At 62.9% G+C, this 23,951-nt stretch carries 20 protein-coding genes; 10 read left to right on the forward strand and 10 right to left on the reverse strand.

The window, feature by feature from the left end; all coding sequences use genetic code 11:
* Positions 1-249: 249 nt before the first annotated feature.
* The 7 genes from GH665_RS13225 to GH665_RS13255 are packed head-to-tail and all read left to right on the forward strand — an operon-like array spanning position 250 to position 9,378.
* Positions 250-1,455, forward strand: a complete 1,206-nt coding sequence (locus GH665_RS13225; RefSeq protein ID WP_153138435.1) for an LLM class flavin-dependent oxidoreductase — start codon at positions 250-252, stop codon at positions 1,453-1,455.
* 27 nt (positions 1,456-1,482) lie between these two features.
* Complete coding sequence (locus GH665_RS13230; RefSeq protein WP_153136242.1) at positions 1,483-2,541, forward strand: ABC transporter substrate-binding protein; 1,059 nt, start codon at positions 1,483-1,485, stop codon at positions 2,539-2,541.
* Positions 2,542-2,582: 41 nt separating this feature from the next.
* A complete protein-coding gene (locus GH665_RS13235; protein ID WP_153136243.1) occupies positions 2,583-4,214 on the forward strand; it encodes an ABC transporter substrate-binding protein in 1,632 nt (543 codons plus the stop codon).
* Positions 4,215-4,252: 38 nt separating this feature from the next.
* Positions 4,253-5,302 (forward strand): aldo/keto reductase, encoded by a 1,050-nt coding sequence (locus tag GH665_RS13240; RefSeq protein ID WP_153136244.1) that lies wholly within the window; start codon positions 4,253-4,255, stop codon positions 5,300-5,302.
* A 2-nt stretch (positions 5,303-5,304) separates the two neighbouring features.
* Positions 5,305-6,930: an ABC transporter substrate-binding protein gene (locus GH665_RS13245; RefSeq protein ID WP_153136245.1), complete on the forward strand. Its 1,626-nt coding sequence runs from the start codon at positions 5,305-5,307 to the stop codon at positions 6,928-6,930.
* A gap of 25 nt (positions 6,931-6,955) precedes the next feature.
* Positions 6,956-8,482, forward strand: a complete 1,527-nt coding sequence (locus GH665_RS13250; RefSeq protein WP_153136246.1) for an amidase — start codon at positions 6,956-6,958, stop codon at positions 8,480-8,482.
* Positions 8,483-8,523: 41 nt separating this feature from the next.
* Positions 8,524-9,378 carry a MetQ/NlpA family ABC transporter substrate-binding protein gene (locus GH665_RS13255; RefSeq protein ID WP_153136247.1) on the forward strand — a complete coding sequence of 285 codons (855 nt, stop codon included), beginning with the start codon at positions 8,524-8,526 and terminating at the stop codon, positions 9,376-9,378.
* 94 nt (positions 9,379-9,472) lie between these two features.
* Here GH665_RS13255 and GH665_RS13260 read toward each other — a convergent pair whose 3' ends face one another.
* The 6 genes from GH665_RS13260 to GH665_RS13285 all read right to left on the reverse strand — a co-directional run bounded on the left by GH665_RS13260 (position 9,473) and on the right by GH665_RS13285 (position 16,688).
* Positions 9,473-11,188, reverse strand: a complete 1,716-nt coding sequence (locus GH665_RS13260) for an ABC transporter ATP-binding protein (protein WP_153136248.1) — start codon at positions 11,186-11,188, stop codon at positions 9,473-9,475.
* A 53-nt stretch (positions 11,189-11,241) separates the two neighbouring features.
* The gene (locus tag GH665_RS13265) at positions 11,242-12,213 is read right to left on the reverse strand and encodes an ABC transporter permease (RefSeq protein ID WP_153136249.1); all 972 of its coding nucleotides are present in this window, start codon (positions 12,211-12,213) and stop codon (positions 11,242-11,244) included.
* A gap of 45 nt (positions 12,214-12,258) precedes the next feature.
* Entirely contained in the window at positions 12,259-13,239 is a 981-nt protein-coding gene (locus GH665_RS13270; protein ID WP_153136250.1) for an ABC transporter permease, read from the reverse strand.
* A 13-nt stretch (positions 13,240-13,252) separates the two neighbouring features.
* Complete coding sequence (locus GH665_RS13275) at positions 13,253-14,857, reverse strand: ABC transporter substrate-binding protein (RefSeq protein WP_153136251.1); 1,605 nt, start codon at positions 14,855-14,857, stop codon at positions 13,253-13,255.
* Positions 14,845-14,991, reverse strand: coding sequence for a hypothetical protein (locus GH665_RS13280; protein ID WP_153136252.1), 147 nt, complete (start codon positions 14,989-14,991; stop codon positions 14,845-14,847). The genes GH665_RS13275 and GH665_RS13280 overlap by 13 nt, the downstream gene beginning before the upstream one ends.
* Before the next feature lie 62 nt (positions 14,992-15,053).
* The gene (locus GH665_RS13285; protein WP_153136253.1) at positions 15,054-16,688 is read right to left on the reverse strand and encodes an ABC transporter substrate-binding protein; all 1,635 of its coding nucleotides are present in this window, start codon (positions 16,686-16,688) and stop codon (positions 15,054-15,056) included.
* Between the two features lie 313 nt (positions 16,689-17,001).
* Between GH665_RS13285 and GH665_RS13290 the strand changes: the two genes are divergently transcribed.
* Positions 17,002-18,231, forward strand: a complete 1,230-nt coding sequence (locus tag GH665_RS13290; RefSeq protein ID WP_153136254.1) for a porin — start codon at positions 17,002-17,004, stop codon at positions 18,229-18,231.
* A gap of 99 nt (positions 18,232-18,330) precedes the next feature.
* On the opposite strand, the gene GH665_RS13295 is transcribed toward GH665_RS13290, so the two are convergent.
* Entirely contained in the window at positions 18,331-18,675 is a 345-nt protein-coding gene (locus GH665_RS13295) for a DUF3088 domain-containing protein (protein ID WP_153136255.1), read from the reverse strand.
* Positions 18,676-18,729: 54 nt separating this feature from the next.
* Positions 18,730-19,947: an acyl-CoA dehydrogenase family protein gene (locus GH665_RS13300; RefSeq protein WP_153136256.1), complete on the reverse strand. Its 1,218-nt coding sequence runs from the start codon at positions 19,945-19,947 to the stop codon at positions 18,730-18,732.
* Positions 19,948-20,239: 292 nt separating this feature from the next.
* Between GH665_RS13300 and GH665_RS13305 the strand changes: the two genes are divergently transcribed.
* Positions 20,240-20,530 carry a co-chaperone GroES gene (locus GH665_RS13305; RefSeq protein WP_007177123.1) on the forward strand — a complete coding sequence of 97 codons (291 nt, stop codon included), beginning with the start codon at positions 20,240-20,242 and terminating at the stop codon, positions 20,528-20,530.
* A gap of 18 nt (positions 20,531-20,548) precedes the next feature.
* Positions 20,549-22,189 carry a chaperonin GroEL gene (groL, locus tag GH665_RS13310; RefSeq protein WP_153136257.1) on the forward strand — a complete coding sequence of 547 codons (1,641 nt, stop codon included), beginning with the start codon at positions 20,549-20,551 and terminating at the stop codon, positions 22,187-22,189.
* 135 nt (positions 22,190-22,324) lie between these two features.
* On the opposite strand, the gene GH665_RS13315 is transcribed toward groL, so the two are convergent.
* Together GH665_RS13315 and GH665_RS13320 are read right to left on the reverse strand one after the other, a co-directional pair.
* Positions 22,325-23,164 carry a CmcJ/NvfI family oxidoreductase gene (locus tag GH665_RS13315; RefSeq protein WP_153136258.1) on the reverse strand — a complete coding sequence of 280 codons (840 nt, stop codon included), beginning with the start codon at positions 23,162-23,164 and terminating at the stop codon, positions 22,325-22,327.
* 15 nt (positions 23,165-23,179) lie between these two features.
* Complete coding sequence (locus tag GH665_RS13320) at positions 23,180-23,935, reverse strand: SDR family NAD(P)-dependent oxidoreductase (protein WP_046569787.1); 756 nt, start codon at positions 23,933-23,935, stop codon at positions 23,180-23,182.
* Positions 23,936-23,951 lie beyond the last annotated feature (16 nt).

The raw sequence follows: 23,951 nt of genomic DNA on the forward strand, positions 1-23,951 counted from the left end.
CCGGCGCTATGACACACAGGAGGCACGCTATGGCATGCCTATCGCCGCATCGTTCTGCACCTCGAATGAATAGCAGAATTCGTTGTTTTGCATTGCCAACTCTCGCGTGATCTACTGCAGACACTTAAGTCCTCGCGCCGTGTGCGCCAGCGGTTGACTGAGCCGCGCACAGCGATTTCCCAGGCCGCTTCATCGAACACACGCCCCGGCATACGGTCGGCACGGATACTCCCTGTGACTCATTCAACTCTGACCGCGCCCTCGCCCGCCTCGCCAGCTTCCGCCGACGCGACGCGCGACGCGTCCCCTTTTGTTCCGGTCCGCTCGCCTGCCACGTTCGCGGATAGCCCCGTCTCGCGCGCACTGGAGGAGCCCCTGCTGCTCGGACTGTTCCTGCCGATTCAGGCGGGCGGCTGGAGCGCTTCGACACTGGCACGCAGCACCGACTGGTCATTCGACTACAACCTGGCACTTGTGCAGAAGGCCGAGGCGTTAGGCTTCGATCTCGTCTTCGCTTTGTCGCAATGGTTGCCGAAGGGTGGCTACGGCGGCGTATTCAACGGCGAAGCGCTGGACTCCTTCATGTCGCTCGCCGCGATGACCGCGCGTACCGAGCGCATCATTCTGGTCGCCACCAGCCATGTGCTTTATGGTCCCTGGCATCCGCTGCATTTCGCGAAGTTCACCGCGACGCTCGATCACATTTCGAAAGGCCGCTGGGGCATCAACGTCGTCACCGGTCATCGCGCCATCGAGCACGAAATGTTCGGCTGGCACCGTATCGAACATGACCGGCGCTATGAACTTGCCGCCGAGTTTCTCGACGCCGTTCAGCAACTATGGGCGCAGCCGGAGAACTTCAGCTTCGCGCCCGAGCTTTCCTCGTGGAAGCTGGACAAGGCCTTCGTCACGCCAAAGCCGCGTTATGGGCGCCCGTTGCTCGTCAATGCGACCGGCTCGGATGCCGGCATCGATTTCGCTGCCCGGTACTCCGACATCGTGTTCATCACGAGCCCCGCCGGCTCCGAGATCGAGGGCGCGCTGGCCGCGTTGCCGGCTCACACGGCGCGTGTGAAAGCCGCAGCGGCGAAACACGGCCGCAAGATCCGCACGTTGATCAATCCGATGGTGATCTGCCGCGAGACAGAAGCCGAGGCACGCGCCTATCGCGACGCAATCGTCGCACACGGCGACGAGGGCAGTTTCCACCGTTTCGAAAGCGATGCGCATGCGTGGCGCGGCAACGCGGAACAGCGCAATCAGGCGGCTTCGCGCGCGGTGGGCGGCAACATCTCGATCGTCGGCTCGCCGCAGCAGATCGCCGACTACATCGCGCGTTTGCATCAGGCCGGCGTCGACGGCGTGCAATTGAGCTTCTTCGATTTTCAGCCGGACCTGGATTTCTTCGGCGAGCGCGTGCTGCCGCTGTTGCGCGAAGCCGGCTTACGGTACTGATGACAAACAAAACACATAGGTGATCGGATGAGCCAACTTTGGTATACGCGCTGCCCCGCCCCCACGCCGTTCGGCATTACCGCGCAAAAAGGCTGGCTGGAAGAGGAATTCGCTGCCGACGGCATCGACGTCAAGGCGCTGCAGGATGCCGACGACGTGCAGATTCGCCGCTCGCATTTCACGCACACGCAACCCTGGTCGTTCCGCCAGGGCGGCAATATTCCCGCGCTTTGGGCACGTGCCCAGGGCAGCGACACCCGGTTGATCGGCTTGAGCTGGGTAGATGAATTCCAGGCACTGATCACGCTGGACCGGCAACTCGACACGAGCCCCGAATCTCTTGCCGGACGCCGCTTTGGCTTCCCGCTCAACACTCGCGCGAGCGTGGTCGATTTTCATCGCGCGACCGCGTTGCGCGGTTTTTCTTCGCTGCTCGGCGTGCTGGGTGTGCAACTCGAAGACATCGATCTGGTCGATCTGCCGCACACTCCACGCAGCCTTGAAGACGCGAAACCCGCCGCCGATGCCCCGCTCGCCGACTGGCTCGATGCGCAACGCTCGCACGAATTCGCGCGTGAAGCCGAGGCGCTGCTGCGCGGTGAAGCCGACGTCGTGTTCGTGAAAGGCGCGACAGGCCTCGATATTACCAACCTGCTCAACGCCAGGATTCTGGTCGACATCAGCGCCCAGCCCAACCGGGCATTGCATGCGAATAACGGCACGCCACGCCCGCTGACCGTGGATGCGCAACTGCTGCGCGAGCGCCCCGACCTGGTCGAACGCGTACTGGCGCGCACGCTGGACACCGGCGCGTGGGCCGCCGATCACGCGGGCGAGGTGGCACAGTACGTTGCACGCGAAACGCGCAGCGCCGAGCATTGGGTTGAGCGTGCGTACCCGGGCGGTCTGCACCGGCAACTGACGATCGGACTCGACCCCCACGCGCTGGCCGCACTCGCCGACTTCAAACGCTTTCTGTTCACATGGGGCTTCATTCCATCGGACTTCGATTTCGACGCCTGGGTGGACCCCACGCCCCTTCGCGCAGCGCTCGCACGACGGCAGGCACTGACCGCTTCGGTTTGAGTCCGCTTCGCACTACTCCCCTTTTTTCACCCAACCCAACGATGGCACATGTCACATCGCAGGCGGCGCCATGCCGCCGCGGCCAGCATCTGTTCAAGCTCGCATCCGGATGGGCGCTCACGCTCGTCATCGCGCTATCGATCCCGCTATCGAGCCAGTTTGCGCACGCACAGACTCGCGGCGGCACGCTCAACTTCATCGTCACGCCGGAGCCGACCGCCCTCGTCGATCTGGCTACCACCGCGACCAATGTGCTGAAGGTCAGCCCGAAAGTCGTCGAAGGACTGCTCGAGTACGACTTCAAGTTCCAACCCAGGCCGTCGCTCGCCACCTCGTGGGAAGTCAGCGACGACAGTCGTAAATACGTTTTCCATCTGCGCCACGGCGTGAAATGGCACGACGGCAAGCCCTTTACTTCCGCAGACGTCGCGTACTCGATCCAGACGCTGAGGCAAGTCCACCCGCGTGCGAAGACCACTTTCGCCAATCTCACCGACGTCGCAACGCCAGACCCCTACACCGTTGTCATAACGCTGTCGAAACCGGCGCCCTACCTGATCAAGGCGTTTTCCTCGTCGGAAACGCCGATCGTGCCGAAGCATATCTACGACGGCACCGACGTACTGACCAATCCCGCCAATAACGCGCCGATCGGCACCGGGCCATTTCGCTTCGTCAAATGGGTGCGGGGCAGCTATATCGAGTACGTGCGCAACGACGACTACTGGGACAAAGGCAAGCCCTGGCTCGATCGCATTGTCGTCAAGGTGATCAACGACCCCGCCGCCCGCACCGTCGCATTCGAAGACGGCTCAGCGGATCTGAGCGGCGATTCGCCCGTACCGCTGTCCGATCTCGAACGCCTGAAAAGCAACCCGAAGCTGGGGCTCGAGACACGTGGTTACGAATTTCAGGCGGGGGTGTCGCGTATCGAGTTCAATCTCGACAACCCGGTGCTGAAGAATCCGAAGGTGCGCCAGGCGATCGCCTCGGCGCTGGATCGCGAAGTGATCCGCAAGGTGATCTACTACGGCTACGCGACGCCGCTCGCGAGCCCGATCATCCCGTCGAATCCCTACTACGACCCCACGCCTACGCCCTATCCATTCAACGTGGAGCATGCCAACGCGTTGCTCGACGAAGCGGGTTATCCGCGCAAGGCCGACGGCACACGTTTCGCGCTGACGGTCGACCCATTGCCGATCGGCGATCTGCCCACCCGCACCGCCGCTTACGTCAAATCGGCACTGGCTCGCGTCGGCATTGCCATCACCGTGCGCAGCCAGGATCTGCCCGCCTACCTGAAGCGGATCTACACCGACCGCGATTTCGATTTCAGCATCAACGGGATGAGCAATCTGTTCGACCCCGTGGTCGGCGTGGCCCGTCTCTACACAACCAATAATTTCCGGCGTGGCGTGCCCTTTACCAATGGCTCCCATTACAGCAATCCGGAAATCGATCAGCTGTTCGCCCAGGTCGCCGAAGAAACCGATGAAGCGAAGCGCAAGGCGTTGTTCTCGCAGATTCAACGCATTCTCGAGCGCGATCTGCCGGACATCAATCTCGTGGCGCCGCAGTACCTGACCGTCTATTCGCGCGCGGTGCACAACCATACGACCTCGCCCGACGGCGTCTCGGCCAGTTTCGCCGACGTCTGGCTGCAACGCTAAACCTTTTTCGACTCACATTCTCACGGAATCCGACTCACATGGAATATAGACAACTCGGCCGCAGCGGTATCAAAGTCTCGACACTCACGCTCGGCACAATGATGTTCGGCGGCCCGACCGACGCAGCGACCTCGGCGCGCATCATCGATCAGGCTCACGAGCAAGGCGTCAACTCGATCGATACCGCGGACGTCTACGGCAAGGGCGAATCCGAACGCGTGGTCGGCCGCAGCATCGCCGCGCAGCGCGAGCGCTGGGTGCTCGCCACCAAGTTCGCCAATCCGCTGGACAGCAGCGACGTCAACGCGCGCGGCGCGTCACGCAAACATATCGTGCGGGCCGTCGAGGCGAGCCTCAAGCGCCTGAATACCGACTACATCGATCTGCTCTACATTCATCGGGAAGATCACGAGACGCCGGTCGAAGAAACCGTGCACGCGCTCAACGATCTGATCCAGGCAGGCAAGCTGCGCTACTACGGTTTGTCGAACCATCGCGCGTGGAAGATTGCCGATTTCAGTCATACGGCGCAGGCGCTCGGCCTCGATGCGCCCGTGGCGAGCCAGCCGCTCTACAACATCGCCAATCGCCAGGCCGAAGCCGAGCAATTGACGGCCGCGCACCGCTATGGGCTCGGTGTGATTTCGTACAGCCCGTTGGCGCGCGGTGTGCTGACCGGCAAGTACGAGCCGGGTGCGACGCCCGCGTCCGACACGCGCGCGGGCCGCAGCGACCGGCGTCTGCAACAGACCGAGTGGCGCCCTGAATCGCTCGAACTCGCGCGGCGCGTACGCGAGCATTCCGAAGCCCGCGGGCTTTCCGCAGGGCAATTCGCGCTCGCCTGGGTGCTCAATAGCCGCTACATCAGCTCGACCATCGCCGGCCCACGTACTGAAGCGCAATGGCAGGACTATCTGCCGGCACTGCGTTATCGACTGACTGCAGAAGACGAAGCATTCGTCGACTCGCTCGTCACAAGCGGCCATCCTTCGACGCCGGGCTTCAACGATCCGGGTCATCCGTTCTTCGGCCGGCTCCCGCGGCATGGGGCAACCCAGGACGCGCTAGCCGCCGTTCAGCAGGGATAGCCATGAGCTTCGACCGTCGTCAGTTCCTGCAGACCTCGCTGGCCTTTCTTTCCGCCGGCACCACGGCGGCCTGGCCTGTCCTCGCGAATGCGGCCACGGCTGCGCCGGCTGGCCAGAACGCCACGCCGTCACCGGGCGGCACGCTCACCTATGCGGTGCCACAGGAGCCGCCATCGCTGTTGTCGCTGCTCGACACCAACACGGTGATCCGCAACATCAGCGCCAAAATCACCGAGGGCCTGCTGCGCTACGACGCGCAGTTCACGCCGCAGCCGTTGCTGGCGATTGCATGGAGCACCAGCGCCGACGGTCTCCAGTACACCTTCAAGCTGCGGCCAGGCGTGAAGTGGCACGACGGCGAGAGCTTCACCTCGGCCGACGTGCGCTATTCGATCCTCACTCAAAAACGTCTCGGACCGCGCGGGCGCATCACGCTCGCCAATGTCGAGCGGGTCGATACACCCGATCCGCTGACGGCCGTGGTGGTGCTCGGCAAGCCCACGCCCTATCTGATCAAGGCACTGTCCTCGGCAGAATTGCCGATCGTGCCCCTGCATCGCTACGGCGACGGCGATCCGCTAACGAGCCCGAATCTCAATGCGCCGATCGGCACGGGTCCCTTCATCTTCGACAAATGGGTACGCGGCAGTTACGTGAGCCTGCGCAGGAACCCGAACTATTGGCGCCCGGGCAAACCGCTCCTCGACCGCGTGATCTATCGCATCGTGCCCGACCAGGCGTCGATTTCGGCCGCGCTCGAAACAGGCGAAGTCGACGCCGCTACCGGCGTGGGCCTGGCCGACCTCGGCCGCCTCGCGAAACTGCCGCAACTGAAAATCGACGATAGCTACGACGCGTACCTGAATAACGCAGCCTTCCTCGAGTTCAACGTGGAAAATCCGGTACTCGCAAAGCCGGAGGTACGTAAAGCCATTGCGCACGCGATCGACCGCAATTTCATCAAGGACAACGTCTTCTACAAACGCTCGAGCGTGGTCGACTCGCCGGTGCCCGCCGTGTTGGCGAATTACTACGACGACAGCACCTTCCACTATCCCTTCGACGCGAGCGCGGCGAACCGCCTGCTCGACGAAGCGGGCTATCCGAAACAGGCTGACGGGCAACGCTTCGCGCTCAAGATCAACTACATCACCGGCACCGATTTTCGACGCACCGCCGAATACCTGCGCTCGGCGCTATCGCGCATCGGCGTCAAGGCGACGATTCTGGACGGCGACCTGCCGGCCTATTTGCGCCGGGCTTATACGGCGCGCGACTTCGATCTGAACCTGAATGGACTCGGCCGTCTTTACGATCCGACCGTTGGCGTGCAACGGATCTACTGGTCGGATGGCGTCAAGCATCCGCTCATCTGGATCAATGCCTCCCACTATCAGAATCCGCAGGTCGACGAGCTGTTTCGCCAGGCCGCCATCGAAACGGACGACACACGCCGCGCGGCCGCGTTCCGTCAGATCCAGCAGATCGTCGGCCGCGACCTGCCGGTGCTGCCGCTCGTCACGGTGCCCGCGGTGCAGGTCTATCACGCAAGGGTTCACAACCTGACCAACAGCATCGATCTCATCGCCGGCGATTTGTCCGACGCGTGGATCGAGGCGAAAACCTGACACTTCATCACGAGCCATTTCAACCATGACCGCCCATCAACTGGATGATCCGAAGTCCGCCGTTCTCAACGCACTGACTTTCGCCAGCGCACGAGAGCAGGCACAAGCCCTGGCCGAAGGCCGCGTGTCAGCCGTCGAACTGCTCGAACACAGTCTCGCGCGGATTGCCCGTTTCGATGGCGAGTTGAATGCCGTGGTCGCTCACGACCACGAAGCGGCGCGCGCCGCGGCCCGCGAGGCCGATGCCGCGTTAGCGCGCGGCGAGCGGCGGCCGTTGCTAGGTGTGCCGGTCACGGTGAAGGAATCGTTCGATGTGGCAGGACTCGTCACCAGCGTCGGCAACCCTGCTTTCGCGGCGAATCGCGCCGAGCGTGATTCACTCGCGGTCGCCGCGCTGCGTGAAGCCGGTGCGGTGATTGTCGGCAAGACCAACGTACCGATCGGTCTGACGGACCTGCAAAGCTACAACCAGGTCTACGGATTGACGCGCAATCCGTGGGATCTGGAGCGCACGCCTGGCGGTTCGTCAGGTGGCTCTTCTGCGGCGCTTGCGGCGGGCTACGTCGCGCTCGAACTCGGCTCCGATATCGGCGGGTCGATCCGCATTCCCGCGCACTTTACCGGCGTCTACGGTCATAAGCCCAGCTACGGCCTCATCTCGCTGCGGGGCGCCGGTGCGCCGCCGGGGCGTTTTTCCGCGCGCGATCTGAGCGTGGCGGGCCCGTTGGCGCGCAGTGCGGGCGACCTGGAACTCGCACTGGATCTGCTGCTCAATCGCGACCCGCTGACCGCCAAAGCGTGGCGCGCGACCCTGCCGCCCGCACGCCATGCCCGACTCGCCGAGTTTCGCGTGCTGGTCATCGATACCTGGCCCGGTACCGAACGCAGCCGGTCGGAACGACTCGTCACTGAGCGTGTGGTCGAGCGTCTGCGCACGCAAGGCGTCCAGGTGAGCCGCCCCGCCGACCTGCCCGCCGACCTGCTGCCCGATCTGGCGCGCGCGCATCCGCTGTACAGGTCGCTGCTGGGGTCGTCGCTCGCCGAGCCGCCTGCCCAAAGCGAAATAGCCCGGCAACGGCTCGCCGGACTCGCCGCGGACGACGACAGCGCCGACGCCGCCTGGCTGCGTGCGCCGACGCTCGCGCATCGCGACTGGCTCAAAGCCGACGAACGACGCCACGCATTGCGTCATCAATGGGAACGGCTGTTCGAATCGTTCGACGTGGTCGTGACGCCGGTTGCACCGGTGCCCGCGTTCCGCCACAACCACGAAGAGCCGAAAGACGCGCGAACCTATCCGGTGGCCTACGAAGACGGCGTGCGCCAGGTGCGCTTCCTCGACTTCTTCTATTGGGCGGGCCTGCCCGTGCTGCCCGGCTTGCCCGCTACCAGTTTCCCGCTCGGCCTCGACGACGACGGCTTGCCGGTGAGTGCGCAAGCCGTCGGTCCGTGGCTGGAAGACCGCACGCCGATTGCCTTCGCGCGCCTGCTGGAACAAGCCTATGGCGGCTTTCTCGTGCCGCCCGGTTACGAAGCGGGCCCGGCCCAATAAGCGCGCCGTCTCCGTACTTTTCACTCACTCATCCACACATCATGTCCCGAACCCTTGCAGCACCCTCACCGCGCAGGCGGCGCCTCACCGGCGCTTTCCTGCTGGCCGCCACGCTCACTACGCTCGCCGCCTACGGCGCGGATACAGGCGGTACTGCGCAGGAGTTGCGGGTCGGTTTCGTGCCCGGCCCGTACGCGGACGAATTCAAGGCGGGCGTCGAACCGCAATTGCGCAAGAAAGGCTACGCGATCAAATACGTCGAGTTCAGTACCGGGCTCGAAGCGAATCAGGCGGTGTATCGCGGCGAGATCATCGCCGACGTGATGCAGCACGAGGTCTATCTGAAGTCGTATAACGATCGCAACGGCACCGATCTGGTCGGCGTGGTGCAGGTGCCTACGCCGCCGATGGGCCTCTACTCGAACAAACATCGCTCACTGGCGGAGGTGAAGCCCGGCGCGCGTGTCGCGGTGCCGAACGACCCGGTCAATCTGGAGCGCGCGCTGAAAATTCTCCAGCGCATCGGCTGGATCAGGATCAAGCCGAACCCGAATCCTGTCGACGTAACCGAGCGCGACGTGATCGCCAACCCGGCGGGCATCAAGATCGTTCCGCTTGAATCGGCACAGGCGCCGCGCGCACTCGACGATGTCGATTACGCCGCGATTCAGGGCAATTTCGCGATCTTCAGCGGCCACAAACTGACCGATGCTTTGGCACTTGAAGAGATGACACCGCCGTATATCAATCAGGTCGTCGTCAAGGCAAGCAATCGCAATACGCGTGCGACGCAGGACATCGTGCAGGCGTATCAATCGGCGGATTTCCAGCGTGCAATTCGTGGCAATCGCTTCTATGACGGCTTTCGCTTGCCGGCGTACTTCGGCAACGAGTGAGACCGCTTGATGGATAGCGAGGGCGGCATCAGCCGCCCTGCTTGAGGCCGCCTGGAGCGGCCTTATGCAGCTAGCTTCGTACCAACTCTGCGGGCTACGCCGCCTGCGCGTCGAAGGTCTTGCCGGGAATCGCGTCGAGCAGCGTGCGCGTGTACGGATGCTGCGGCGCGCGCCAGATGTCCCGGTGATGCCCGCTTTCCACAATCCGTCCCGCCTGCATCACATGCACGCGATCAGCGATATATCGCACCACCGAGAGATCGTGCGAGATGAACAGATACGCAAGCCCCAGGTCGCGCTTCAGGTCGACCAGCAGATTGAGAATCTGCGCCTGAATCGATACATCGAGTGCGGACACGGGTTCATCGCAGATCAGCAGATCGGGTTCCAGCACCAACGCCCGCGCGATGCCAATGCGTTGCCGCTGGCCGCCTGAGAACTCGTGCGGAAAGCGCCCGAGCGCCGAGTTCGGCAGACCCACACGATCGAGCATGGTGGCGATCCGTGCACGGCGCTGCTGCGCGTTGCCAATGCCGTTCACCACCAGCACGGTATCGAGAATTTCCGCCACCGTGCGGCGCGGATTGAGCGACGCATAGGGGTCCTGGAACACCATCTGCACATGACGCCGCAGCGGCCGCAGCTCGCGCTCGCCCAGCGGCACCAGATCGGTCCCGCGCAAACGGATTTCGCCGCCCGCTGTCGGCACCAGCCGCAGGATCGCCTTGGAGAGCGTCGATTTCCCGCAACCGGATTCGCCGACCAGACCAACCGTTTCGCCTCGCGCGATCTGCAGCGAAACGCCGTCGACCGCACGCAGTGTGGTTTTGCCATGACGTTGCGGATAATCGATCCGCACGTCCTGTAGCGCGAGTAACGGTGCTTCGCTAACCGCGGTCAGACGTTGTGCGGGATCGGCGTCCGCAACAAAGTGTCCGGTGCGTACCGAACGCGCCACCACGGCGAAGCTCGGCTTGCCGTCATCATCAATACCGTGACGAATTTCGGGTAGTTTCCAGCCGCGGTAATGCAGATCGTCGGCAAGATTCAGCGACGCGCCAAGCAGCCCGCGCGTGTAGGCATGCTGCGCTTGCGTGAAGAGCCGCGCGACCGGCGCTTCCTCCACCTTCTCGCCCGCGAGCATCACGGCGACACGATCCGCGTGGCTGGCGACAATGCCAAGGTCGTGCGTAATCAGCAGCAAGGACATCGACAACTCGCGACGCAAACCGTCGAGCAGGTCGAGAATGCGCGCCTGAATCGTGACGTCGAGCGCCGTGGTCGGTTCATCGGCAATCAGCAAACGCGGCCGGCAGGCCACCGCCATCGCGATCATTACGCGTTGCCGCTGGCCGCCGGACAACTCGTGCGGAAAGTCGAACACACGCCGCTGCGGCTCCGGAATCCGCACCAGTTCGAGCAGCTCGACGGCACGCTTCCATGCCGCGGCTTTGGACAGGCGCTCATGCTGGCGCAACGTCTCGACGATCTGCGCGCCGATCGACAGCACGGGATTGAGCGACGTCATCGGCTCCTGGAAGATCATCGAAATCTGTTGGCCGCGAATCTCCCGAATTTCACGCGCCGGCAGATCGAGCAACTCACGACCGTCGAAGCGCAGGCTCCCCGTCACACGCCCCGGCGTAGGCACAAGACGCATCAACGAAAGCGCCGTCGCCGATTTGCCGCAACCCGATTCGCCGACCAGCGCCAGCGTCTCGCCTTGCGCGATATCGAAACTCAGGCCGCGCACCGCTTCATGCGCGCCGAAACTGACGCGCAGGTCGCGTACTTCAAGCAGGTTTGCCACGGTGCATCCTTTGTACGTTGTCGGCTGCTTTCAAGCCGCATGTGAGTCGCTGCTCAGGCGCGTTCGCGCAAGCGCGGGTTGAGCGCGTCGTTCAGACCGTCGCCAAGCAGGTTCAGCGCAAGCACCGCCAGCACGATCGCCGCGCCGGGAATCGCGGTCAGATACCATGCGGTGCGCAACGAATCGCGACCGGCGCCGATCATGCCGCCCCAACTCACCACGTTCGGGTCGCCCATGCCGAGAAACGACAGCGACGACTCGATCAGGATCGCGCTCGCCACCATCACCGATGCGGTGACGATCACCGGTGGCAAAGCGTTCGGCAGAATTTCACCGAAGATGATGCGCGCGTTGCCGAATCCCTGGCTGCGTGCGGCGAGCACGAAATCCGCCTGGCGCAGCGTACGGAATTCAGCACGCACGATCCGCGCAACGGTAGGCCACGAGGCGATGCCGATTGCCAGCGCGATGATCGTCACGCTCGGCCGGCCGATCGCCACAATCACGATCACCAGCAAAAACGACGGCACCGTTTGAAAGAGTTCGGTCACGCGTACCAGCAGATCGTCGATCACCCCGCCGAAGAAGCCCCCTGTCGCTCCGACCAGCGTGCCGATCACCAGACCGATACCCGCCGACGCCGCGCCGATCAGCAGCGACACGCGTGTGCCGTGCGCGATGCCCGCCGCCACATCGCGGCCCAGCGAATCCGTGCCGAGCCAGTATTGCGGGTCGGCACCCGGCCATTCAAAGGGCGCCGCCACCATATCGAGCGGATCGCCCGGGAACAGATGTCCCGCGCTGAGCGCGAGCGCGATGAAGGCTGCCAGTAACAGCAGTCCGGCAAACGCGGACGGGTTGCGCAGCAGCGTTCGCCCTACGCCTCGCCCCGGCACGCGCGATCCGGATGCGGCCGCGGCGCCGGCGCGCCGCTGACCGAACAGCGTGCCGGCCAGTTGACGCCGCCACGGCGAGGTTGTGGGCTCAGGCGGGGTGGCAATCAGGTTGGAAGAGTCGGAAGCCATTTCATTCCTCTGAGATTAAACAGGTCGGCGTGCGTGTGAAAGCCGTCACGCGACGCGCGGATCTAGCCATGCCTGCAACAGATCGACCAGCACATTGGCGATGATCACGAGCAGCGACGACAGCAGCAACACGCCGAGCAGCACGCTGAAATCGCGCGCCATCACGGCATCGAGCGCGAGACGCCCAAGCCCTGGCCAACTGAACACCGTCTCGGTCACAGCGGCGCCACCTAATAGCGTGCCGAAATGAATCCCAATGATCGTCGTGAGCGGCATCAGCGCGTTACGCAAGACATGCCGCACCGTCACGCGCCATGGATGCAAACCTTTGGCCTGGGCGGTTCGCACGAAGTCCTGGCGCTGCACCTCCAGCATCGCGGCCCGGGTGAGCCGTGCGTAGATCGCGACAAAGAAGGTCGCCAGCGTCGCGGCAGGCAGCAGCACATGTCTGGCTGCGTCGGCAAACCAGGCGAATCCATGCAATTGCACACCGAGCGTGATGTTGCCCCCGCTCGGCAGCCAGCCCAGATGCACCGAGAACAGCACGATCGCCAGCAGGCCGATCCAGAAACCCGGTGTCGAATAGAACAGCAAGGCCAGCACGGACAGCACCCGGTCGGGCCATTTACCGGCCCAATGCGCCATCACCGCGCCGAGCACCACGCCGGCCACGATCGCGAACGATAGAGCCACTCCCATCAGCAGCAGCGTATTGGGCAGGCGCGACAGGATCAGTTGCATCACCGGCATGTCGTAGCGCGGTGAATAACCCAGACTGAAATGCGAGAGATGCGCGAGGTACGACCACAACTGATGCAGCACCGGCTGATCGAGCCCGAACTTCGCGCGCAGCACCTGCATCGTTTCCACCGTTGCCGAGCCGGACTCGCCGGCCAGCACGTCGGCGGCATCGCCCGGCATCAGCTTGAGCAGAAAGAAGTTCAGGATCACGATGCCGATCACCGTCGGCAGTGCCTGCCACGCGGTACGCCGGGCAATGGCAACGAAACGCAAACGTCGACTCATCGTGTCTCTCCTGTCATGCGCTCAGATAGACGTCCGCGAGATTGCCTTCAAGGCCCTGCGCGGAAACCGTGTGGTTGTGAACGCGACGGTTCGCGAGCGTGACCATGCGCGGCGCGACCAGGTTGAGAATCGGCAGCTCGCGATACACGATCTGCTGGAACTGCTGATACAGCGCGACACGTTTGCTCTCATCGGTTTCGACCGATGCACTTTCCAGCAGCCGGTCGACTTCAGGATTGCTGTAATGCGGCGCGTTCGAAAACGGCACACCCGGACGGATATTCTTCGACCAATAGAGGCGCTGAACCCCTACGCTCGGGTCGAACAGTGTGTTGACACCGATACTGGTGAAATCGAACTGACGATCCGCATACACACGCTTCAGGAACGCCGGCAGATCCTGCGAGCGCACGGTAACGTCGATACCCACCCGCGCCAGCGCCGACTTCACGTAGTCCGCCTGGCGGCGGTACATGTCGCCATAGGGCAGAAAATCGTGCGTCAGACCGAAGCGCACGCCGCCGTCCTTGCGCGGATAACCCGCTGCATCGAGCAGTTTTTCGGCGTTGCCGATATCGAATGCATACGGCGTGAGCCTGGCGTCGTGATACGGCGACCCCGGCGTGATCGGCGTGGGTGACAGATCGGCGTAGCCATACGCCACCGTGCGCTGGACGATCTGCGGATTGACGGCGTGAGCGATCGCCTGGCGCACTCGAAGGTCTTTGAGAATCGGGTGGTCGAGATTGAAGTCGATTTCGGCGAGCGGCTCCAGAAAGCGATAGCCGCGTGTTTCGACGGCCAGTTGCGGCAACTGCGTAAGGCGCGGCAGATCGGTGAGCGGCACCGGATTTTCGCCGCCCAGATCGAGCGCGCCGGTTTCGAATGCGGCGGAACGTGCGGCGGCGTCGGGAATCACCTTGAATACGAGGCCGTCGATATACGGTTTGCCCGCGTCCCAGTAGTCCGGATTACGTTCGTAGACGATATTGGCGCCGCGCGTCCACGATTTGAAGCGAAACGGCCCGGTGCCGATCGGCGCGTTGTTGTGCGGATTGGACAGCGGATCGCCCGACGCATACAGGTGCCTGGGCACAATCGGCGATTCCCCCGCCGAGAGCGCCTTTAGCAGATACGGGGCCGGCTTCGACAACTCGATCACCGCTGTGCGGGCATCCGGCGTGGCCACACGTGTTACGTTGGCGAACGTGCTGCGCCCGCGCGGATGCACCGTCTTGAGCAGGTCGATCGAGAACGCCACATCGGCTGAAGTGAACGGCTGCCCGTCGTGCCATTTGACGTTCTGCCGCAGTGTGAACGTGTACTTCAGGCCATCCGGGCTGACGGTCCATGCAGTGGCGAGCTGTGGTCTCGGCCGCAGATCGAAGTCATAGGCGAGCAGGCCTTCGAGCACCTTGGAGCTCGCTACGAGCGCGGGGCCCGTGGTCTGAAAGATCGACACGAGCACCGGCGGCTCGGGATTGATCAGCATGTTCAGCGTGCCGCCGCGCTTCGGCCCGGCGGTGTCGCCTTGTGCAAACGTCAGTGCGGGCATGCCGGCGGCCGCCAGCGCTGCGCCCGATGAAATCAGAAATTCGCGTCGATTCAGCCCTGCCATGTGATCCCGTTCCTTTTGCCGATGATGCCGATGATTCGGCCCGTCGCGGCCGAATGAATTGCCTGCATGATTTTTTCGGCAATGCTGCTGCCGCAGCGCTCACGATAAAGCCGCTGCGACAGCAAACGAACCAATCGTTATGCATATGCAAAGCACGATGTGAAGGAAAGGCGCTGCACCGCTATGGATCGCCAGCTCAGGCAAGAAACACATCGGCCAGATTGCCGCCCAGACCGTCGGCGGTCACCGTATGGTTATGCACACGCCGGTTGTAGAGGGTCACCTGCTTGAGCGTGACCAGATTGACGATCGGCAGGTCACGCGCCACCGCCCACTGGAACTTTTTAAAGTACTCGACGCGCGTGCGCGGATCGTTCTCCACCGCGGCCGCTTCGAGCAGATGGTCGACCTCGGGGCTGTCATAGTGCGACGCGTTGGAGAACGCCACCCCTTTCTTGAAGTTGCGCGACCAGTAAAGGCGCTGCACACCCACGGTCGGATCGAAGGTATTGCCGAGAAAGTTGGCATCGAGAGCGAAATCGCGATCGGTGTAGATCCGCCTCACATAGGCGCCGAAATCCTGCGAGCGCACGGTCGACTCGATCCCTACGCGACGCAACGTCTGCCGTAAATATTCAGCAAGGCGGGCGAAAGTTGGGTCGTACGGGTTGAAATCGATCGTCAACGGAAAGCGAAAACCGTTGGCCTGCCGCGGCAAACCCGCCTCGTCGAGTAATTGCCCGGCTTTGCCGGGATCGTACGGCAAGCTCGGCACATCCGGATCATAGAACTGGGTCAAGAGCGGACTGATCGGTGACGGCGAAACGATCCCGTAGCCGTACCATACCGACTTCAGGATTGCCTGCCGGTCGATGCTGTGCGCAATTGCCTGACGGACCTTCTGCTTCGACAGATAGGGGTTATCGAGATTGAACTGCAACTGGGTTTGCGCGGCATTGTAGCTATAGCCGCGTGTTTCCAGCGCCAGATGTGGCAGAGCCGCGAGGCGCTGGACGTCGGCGAGAGGCACCGGATTTTCACCCGCCAGATCCAGCTCGCCGGTTTCAAGTGCCACGGCCCGCGCCGCCGGATCGCCGATAAAGCGCACAACCAGTTCGTCGATATAAGGTTTCGGCGCGTCCCAGTAGTCAGGATTGCGCACGAACACCACATGACTGCCCCGCTCCCAACGCTTGAACCGATAGGGTCCCGTGCCGATCGGCTCGATGTTATGAGGATTCTCTAGCGGATTCCCGCTGCCGTAGATGTGCGCGGGCACGATCGGCGATTCCGATGCGGCAAGCGCATAGATCAGATACGGTGCCGGCTTCGATAACTTCAGCAACGCCGTGTGTGGGTCGGGCGTCTCTACTGCCAGCACGTTGGCAAAGGTCGAGCGGCCACGCGAGTGATACTGCTTGAGCAGTCCGATCGACACCGCCACGTCTTTCGAGGTGAACGGCTGGCCGTCGTGCCAACGCACACCCTCTCGCAGCCGGAACGTGTACTGCAAACCGTCGGGGCTGATCGACCAGGCGGTGGCGAGTTGCGCGCGCGGCTGCACGTTGAAGTCATAGGCCAGCAGACCTTCGGTCACCTTGGGGCTGATTCGCTGTTCCGCGCCCGCCGTGGTTGCGAAGTTGACCAGTGCGTTCGGTTCCGGATTCACCAGTACCGTCAACCGGCCGCCGCGTCGCGGCGCCACTGTGCTGTCCTGAACCGCGGCCTGCGCCAACGGCGTGAATGGGCCGAGCGCGACACCCGCCGCACTGCCTGCGAGCCCCAGCAATACGTGACGACGTCCAGAATGAAATCCTCTGCGCTGACTCATGCGACCTCCCCTCGGAGGCGAGCGCTGTGCCGACCGGCAACGCACCCGCAATGACTATTGGATGCGCCGCAAGATATCAACCGCTACGCCGCAAAAGAACGAATTAATTCAGGATTGCATATCTATTGTCGATAGTTGGCGTTATCGCTCAATGATCGCCGCTTGAGCGCACACCCAGGGGAAATCATCGATATCCATATCGAATTTGCTTGTTTGTTCAATAAATTCGTTTTGCTTATCGTTACTGGTCGCTTCAAAACGACCCTCGAATAATCACTTCTCCGACGCTTCTTCCACATCGATTCGAATAATCATGAAAAAACTGCTTTTTGCTTTTAGCGTTTCCTCATTAATGGCCGGCACGGCAAGTGCGCAAAGCAGCGTCACGCTGTATGGGATCGTCACCGGTAACGTCACGTATACGAACAACGCGCAAACCGCTGCAACGTCCGCGTCCGGCAAACCGAAGGGCGGCACCCAGGTGTCGCAGTTCGATAGCGGTTCATCGGGCCTGTCGTCGAGCCGCTGGGGCCTGAAAGGCGTGGAAGATCTGGGAGGCGGATTGAAGGCCGTGTTCCAGCTTGAAAGCGGGCTCAGTGTGAATAGCGGCGCGCTTGGACAAGGGGGTACCGAGTTCGGCCGCCAGGCGTGGGTAGGTGTCACAGCCGAGCGCTACGGCACCTTCACGCTCGGACGCCAGGGCGACACGTCGGTGGAATTCGTGTCGCCGTTGATCCACGGCTGGTATTGGGGCAACCTCTCGATCCACCCCGCCGACTATGACAATCTGAACTTCACGCACCGCATCAACAATTCGATCAAGTACCTGTCGGATTCTTTCAACGGCTTCCGTTTCGGCGGACTGTACAGCGTGGGCGGCGTGGCCGGGAACGTGACGCAGAATCAGCTCTGGTCCGCGGGCGGCAGCTATACCGGAGGAGCGTTCGCGATCGCCGCGTCGATCGTCAACGCACGCAACCCGAATACGTCGCTCTACGGCACTAACGCCAATGCGAGCGCCACGGGCAATAACCTGGGTTCCGCCGGGTCGGCCACGGCGCCCGAATCCAATCCCGCGATTGCCGGTTTCGCATCGGCCCGCACACAGCAGACCATTTCGGTTGCAACGACCTATACGAGCGGCGGTGCGATCTTCGGCGCGGCGTACTCGAATACGCAGTTCCGCGGACTAGGCTCGAACGCGTCGCTCAATCCGCTCAACTACAGCGGTTCGACCACGCTCAGTACCGTTAGTGCGAGCCTGCGCTATCAGGCCACGCCGTTCCTGCGCTTCGGTACATCGTTCGACTACACGGAGGGAGGAAGCGTCGGTGGCAAGGGCAGCGCGAAGTACGAGCAGTTGAATCTCGGCACGGCGTACTCGCTATCGAAAGCCACCGATCTGTACCTGACCGGCGCCTACCAGCACGCCAGCGGCACCGACTCGCTGGGCCGGCCGGCGGTTGCTGCGATCGGGTATCTCACGCCGTCCGCGACCAGCAAACAGGTGGCGGTCTCGGCGGGCATCAAGCACCTGTTCTGAGGCCGGCGCACCCGGTCCGAATCAGTATCGGGTGTCCGTTGTTTCTGCGGCGCGCAACGAACCATGCGCGCGCGAACTGGCGGACACCCTCCACGCAGGTCAGTGCACCTTGGGGAAACCGTGCCGCTGCGCGAGCAGGTCGAGGATCCGGCGCGTATCCGTCACGAAGCGCTTTTCTCCCAGCGTCTGCGCATCGGCGGGTGCCGGCTGGTCGTCGCCGAGAATCAATACCGGCAGACTCTGATGCTCGGCGTCGAGCGCCTCCACAACCGCGGCGCGCGGACGCGGGAACGGCAGGCGGCGAATATCCAGCCGCGCGTTGAGCGCCGGGTCGCTGGCCAGCAAGCCTTCAATAGGCGCGCCATCCGGGCAGATAAAGCGCTCACCGGGATGTTTCGGATCGGTGAAGCCCGGTTCCAACAGTAAAAGCAGATCTCGGCTCATGGCATTCCGTGATGAGATGATGGGTGAATGAATGGCGGCGTTCTTTCCCGTGCGTCAGAAAACGCGGCCTTCGGTCAGGTGCGTGGTCACGCCGTTCAACTCGTAATCGCCGACCACGCGCGCTTTATGCAGCAAGGGGTTATGGCTGAAGATGGTGCGCAGATTGCGCCAGTGACGGTCGAAATTGTGCGCGCGCCCCGTAGCCGAAGCCCCGCCGATTTCAAACAGACGCTCGCCCGCATGAAGGGCCAGTTTGCTGACCACCAGTTGCGTTTTGGCGGTCGCCAGCGCCCCTTCCAGCACGAGATCTTCCGCATTGGCCGCGCCGCTGCGGATCGCATTGGCCGAGCGGTCCAGGGTGCGGGCGTTTTGCGCCACCAGCGCGTCGATCGAGAGGCTGTGCGCCGCGAGATCGCCCACCACCTGCTGCACGAAACCGTCTTCGCGCGCCGAGGCTGCCGGGCTATGCAGTACCGGGCGCCCGTATTGCGTCACGTAGCGCCGCGCATCCGCGAGAATGTTGCGCACGATCCCTGCCGCGACCGTGACCAGATGCAACTGCCGCACCGCGCTGCCATGGCGGCCCGCGAGACTCGTATAGCCGCGCGTCGCGATTTCATGCGCAAAGACCTGCACATTGTCGAGCACCAGGCTGCCGCTCGCCGTCATGCGCTGCCCCATTCCGTCCCAGTCGTCGAGTACCTGCAAGCCTTCGCGAGCGACCGGAATCACGATCGACACCTTCTCGTCGTTCTCGTCCTGCACATTGATACGCGCATAGTCGGAGAACGCGGTGCCGGTCGAGTAGTACTTTTTCCCCGTCACGCGAAAGTGCTCACCGTCGCGCACCAGTCTGGTGACGATTTCGCCAGGCCTCGCGGTACCGAGTTCCGTCGACGCACCGCCGAAGATCGCTCCGTTCTGTACCCGCTCGATCTGCGTGTCGTTGAACGCGGAGCGCGGCGACAACAGCAACTGCTCGGTCAGATCGAAATGAATCCGCAACGCATGTGCAACATTCGACTCATGCGCGGCCAGTGTGGCGATCACATGAAAGAGGTCTTCCAGCGAACCACCGAGGCCACCCCACTCGGCCGGAAAACGGAGCACGCCCAGCCCCGATTCGCGAAACAACGCGAAGCGGTCGAACGGCAACTCGCGACGTACTTCGCGTTGCGCCGCATCTTCGCCGATTGCTTCGGCGAGCGCCGGCAACGCGGCGAGTGCCGCCTGAAGCCGCGCACGCGCCGCGCTTTCCTGAGAGACCTGCATGCTTTGATTCCTTGTAAAAGCGCACAGATCAGGCTTGATCCGGCGAGGTGTGCTGGGAGCATGAATATCGGCGTCCGCGTGGGACGTGCCGGTTCGACGGACCAGTATAGGGACGCGGCGCGCAGCACTGAACAAGCAATTCAAGCTATGAATATGCGTGATTCTGAAATGCGATTCACCGATAAGGATCGATGAATCCGTTATTGGAGCGCCGCGCGGCATATTTCTATACTCGATTCCGGTCAGCACTCACCACCGACGAGTGCCAAATCTCAATCGCGGAAGTCCAACCATGAGCCTACGTCCCTTGCATGACCGCTTGATCGTCAAGCGTCTCGACCAGGAAACCAAAACTGCTTCAGGCATCGTCATTCCTGAAAGCGCCGCCGAAAAGCCGGACCAGGGTGAAGTGATCGCCATTGGACCGGGTAAGCGCGATAGCGACGGCAAGCGTATCGAGCCGGATCTGAAAGTCGGCGAACGTGTGCTGTTCGGCAAGTACGCCGGCCAGTCGGTCAAGGTCGACGGCAACGAACTGCTCGTGCTGCGCGAAGAAGATGTTGTGGCAGTGGTCACTCAATAACGAACGGAGCGTCAAACCATGGCAGCAAAAGAAATTATTTTTAGCGACGTCGCCCGCTCGAAACTGGTCGAAGGCGTCAACATCCTGGCCAACGCGGTCAAGGTCACACTCGGCCCGAAAGGACGCAACGTTGTGCTGGAGCGGAGCTTCGGCTCGCCGGTCGTGACCAAAGACGGCGTCTCGGTCGCCAAGGAAATCGAATTGTCGGACCGCGTGCAGAACATCGGCGCGCAACTCGTGAAAGAAGTCGCCTCGCGTACCAGCGACGCCGCCGGCGACGGCACCACCACCGCAACCGTGCTTGCACAAGCGATCGTGCGTGAAGGCCAGAAATACGTCGCGGCGGGCCTCAACCCGCTGGACCTGAAACGCGGCATCGACAAGGCCGTGGTCGCCGCGATCGAAGAACTCAGGAAGATCAGCAAGCCGACTACCACCAGCAAGGAAATCGCCCAGGTCGCGACGATTTCGGCCAACGGTGAAGAATCGATCGGCCAGCGGATTGCCGAAGCGATCGACCGGGTCGGCAAGGAAGGCGTCATTACCGTTGAAGACGGCAAGTCGCTCGACGATGAACTCGATGTGGTGGAGGGTCTGCAGTTCGATCGCGGCTACCTGTCGCCCTATTTCATCAACGATCAGGACAAACAGGTTGCCGTGCTCGATAACCCGTTCGTGCTGCTGCACGACAAGAAGGTTTCGAACATCCGTGATCTGCTGCCGATTCTGGAACAGGTCGCGAAAGCCGGCCGCCCGCTGCTGATCATCGCGGAAGACGTCGAAGGCGAGGCGCTCGCCACCCTGGTGGTGAACAACATTCGCGGCATTCTGAAAACGGTCGCGGTCAAGGCGCCGGGTTTCGGCGACCGCCGCAAGGCACTGCTCGAAGACATCGCGATCCTGACCGGCGGCCAGGTGATCGCTGAGGAAACCGGCCTGTCGCTCGAAAAGGCGACGCTCGCGGAACTCGGTCAGGCCAAGCGCATCGAGGTGGGCAAGGAGAACACCACGGTCATCGACGGCGCGGGCGACAGCAAGAACATCGAAGCGCGCGTGAAGCAGATTCGCACGCAGATCGAGGAAGCGAGCTCCGATTACGACCGCGAGAAACTGCAGGAACGTGTCGCGAAGCTGGCGGGCGGCGTTGCCGTCATCAAGGTGGGCGGTGCGACCGAGATCGAAGTCAAGGAAAAGAAAGACCGTGTCGACGACGCGCTGCACGCCACGCGCGCCGCGGTCGAAGAAGGCATTGTGCCGGGCGGCGGCGTCGCGCTGATTCGCGTGAAGCAGGCCATCAGCGGGCTCAAGGGCGTGAACGCCGATCAGGATGCGGGCATCAAGATCGTGCTGCGCGCGCTCGAAGAACCGCTGCGCCAGATCGTGACGAACGCAGGCGAAGAGGCCAGCGTGGTGGTTGCGAAAGTGGCCGAAGGCACGGGCAACTTCGGTTATAACGCGCAGACCGGCGAGTACGGCGACCTCGTGGAATCGGGCGTGCTCGATCCGACCAAGGTCACGCGTACGGCGCTGCAAAACGCGGCGTCGGTTGCGGGTCTGCTGTTGACCACCGACGCCACCGTGCATGAAGCGCCGAAGGATGCGCCGGCAGCGGGCCAGCCGGGCGGTCCGGGCGCAGGCGGACCGGGCCTGGACTTCTAGGCGTCAAGACGTTTTATCCGCATACACGCCGGCATGCTTTTCAACACGCATGCCGGCGTGGTTCGACATGAATTGGCATGTCAGCCGAGCCAGGCGCCGCAACCTGCTACGCCAGCGCGGCATGCACAAACTCACTCAGAAGAACAGCAGCGTGCGCAGCTCAATGCTTCTGCGCGGCGGCGCATCGGCCGGCGACGTGGGATCATCGAATGCCGTGTGGGCCGTCAGGCGCGCGATTGCGTCACCCGCCGAATCGTAGATCTTCAGCAACAGGTACTCATCCGGCGACATATGCGGGAAGTAGTACCAGCGGTGCCGCGGATTGAACACCAGCGCATACGTCTCGCCAACCTTGTCGGGATACACCAGGTCCGACGCCACCAGATCGTTGAGCGTAATACTGCGCGAATCGCATAGCGCGAGCGGCGACGCGTGCACCGTTTCTCCGATCGGACGCCATAGATTGACGATCGCCACGCGGCCTTGCAGCAAACGTTCGGCTTCCGCTGCCGGCAAATGATCGCGCACCCGGCGCGGCCCCGACACAAACGTCTGGTCGTTATGGATGTACTTGACCGGCTCTCTCATGCCATTGCCGCGTTCAGGATTGCCGTCGCGCAGCGTATGGTCGAACACGACTACACGCCGGGCACCGGTAGCCTGCTTCAGCAGGCGTTCAGCCTCCGGATAGTAGACAGACTCGATCTTTGCCGGATCGGAGAAGTCACTCAACGCGCTGGCATGCCGATGCAGTTCGAAGCCGTTACGATCGAGCGACAGCACACCAGGCGGCGGTGCAACGCGCGCATTCGAAATGCTGACCCGGTGCGCCCGGTACACGCCGCTGCGCTTCGGAACACCCGGTGGCGGGTCGTACTGATATGACACCGGTTTCTCGCCGGTGAATTCGAGGTAGTTCAGTTCCGCCTCGATTGTCGTGGCCAACACCGGTGCATCGATGACGATATCGCTCATGTTCATGCCCTCACGTCAAAACGATTCGTTGAATGGCCGCAGATCGATTTCCTGCGACCATGCACTGCGCGCCTGCTGATGGAGATACCAGTAGGCGTCGGCGATATCGGCAGGATTCAGGAGGCCGTCCTCACCGCGCTCGGCCACCCGCTGCGGCGAGGACGTACGCAGGCGCTCGCCGTCGATGCCGCCGTCGACCACCACATGCGCAACATGGATATTGCGCGGCCCGAACTCGCGCGCGAGGCTTTGCGTCAGCGAGCGCAAACCGGCTTTGGCGGAAGCGAACGCGGCAAACGGCGGACGCCCGCGCAGCGATGCAGTCGCGCCAGTAAAGAGTAACGAACCTCGGCCGGCCGCCAGCAACGGTTGCAGCGCCGCACGCGCAAACAGAAAACCGCCGAGCGTCGTCACTCGCCATGCGGCCTCGAACTGCTCCGCGCTCAGTTCGAGCGTCGGCGCACGCGTCGCACCGGCGGCGTTGAAAATGGCCACTTCGAGCGTGCCTTGCGTCGTGATTTGCCCGGCAATCGCAGCCAGATCCGCTTCGCGCGTGACGTCGCCCGGCGCAGCCACCGCATGGCCGCCGGCACTGCGGATTTCGTCGACGATCGCATCGAGCCGCTCACGCGAGCGCCCCGTCACGACCACGCTTAAGCCGCCCTGAGCGAAGCGGCGCGCGAGCGCCGCACCCAATCCGGCGCTCGCGCCCACCCCGGCAATCCACGCGAAACGCGTCCTCTCCTGCCGCTCTTCGACAGTCCCGGTCATTGGCATCTCCATTGCA

This window comes from Paraburkholderia agricolaris (assembly GCF_009455635.1).
GTDB lineage: Bacteria > Pseudomonadota > Gammaproteobacteria > Burkholderiales > Burkholderiaceae > Paraburkholderia > Paraburkholderia agricolaris.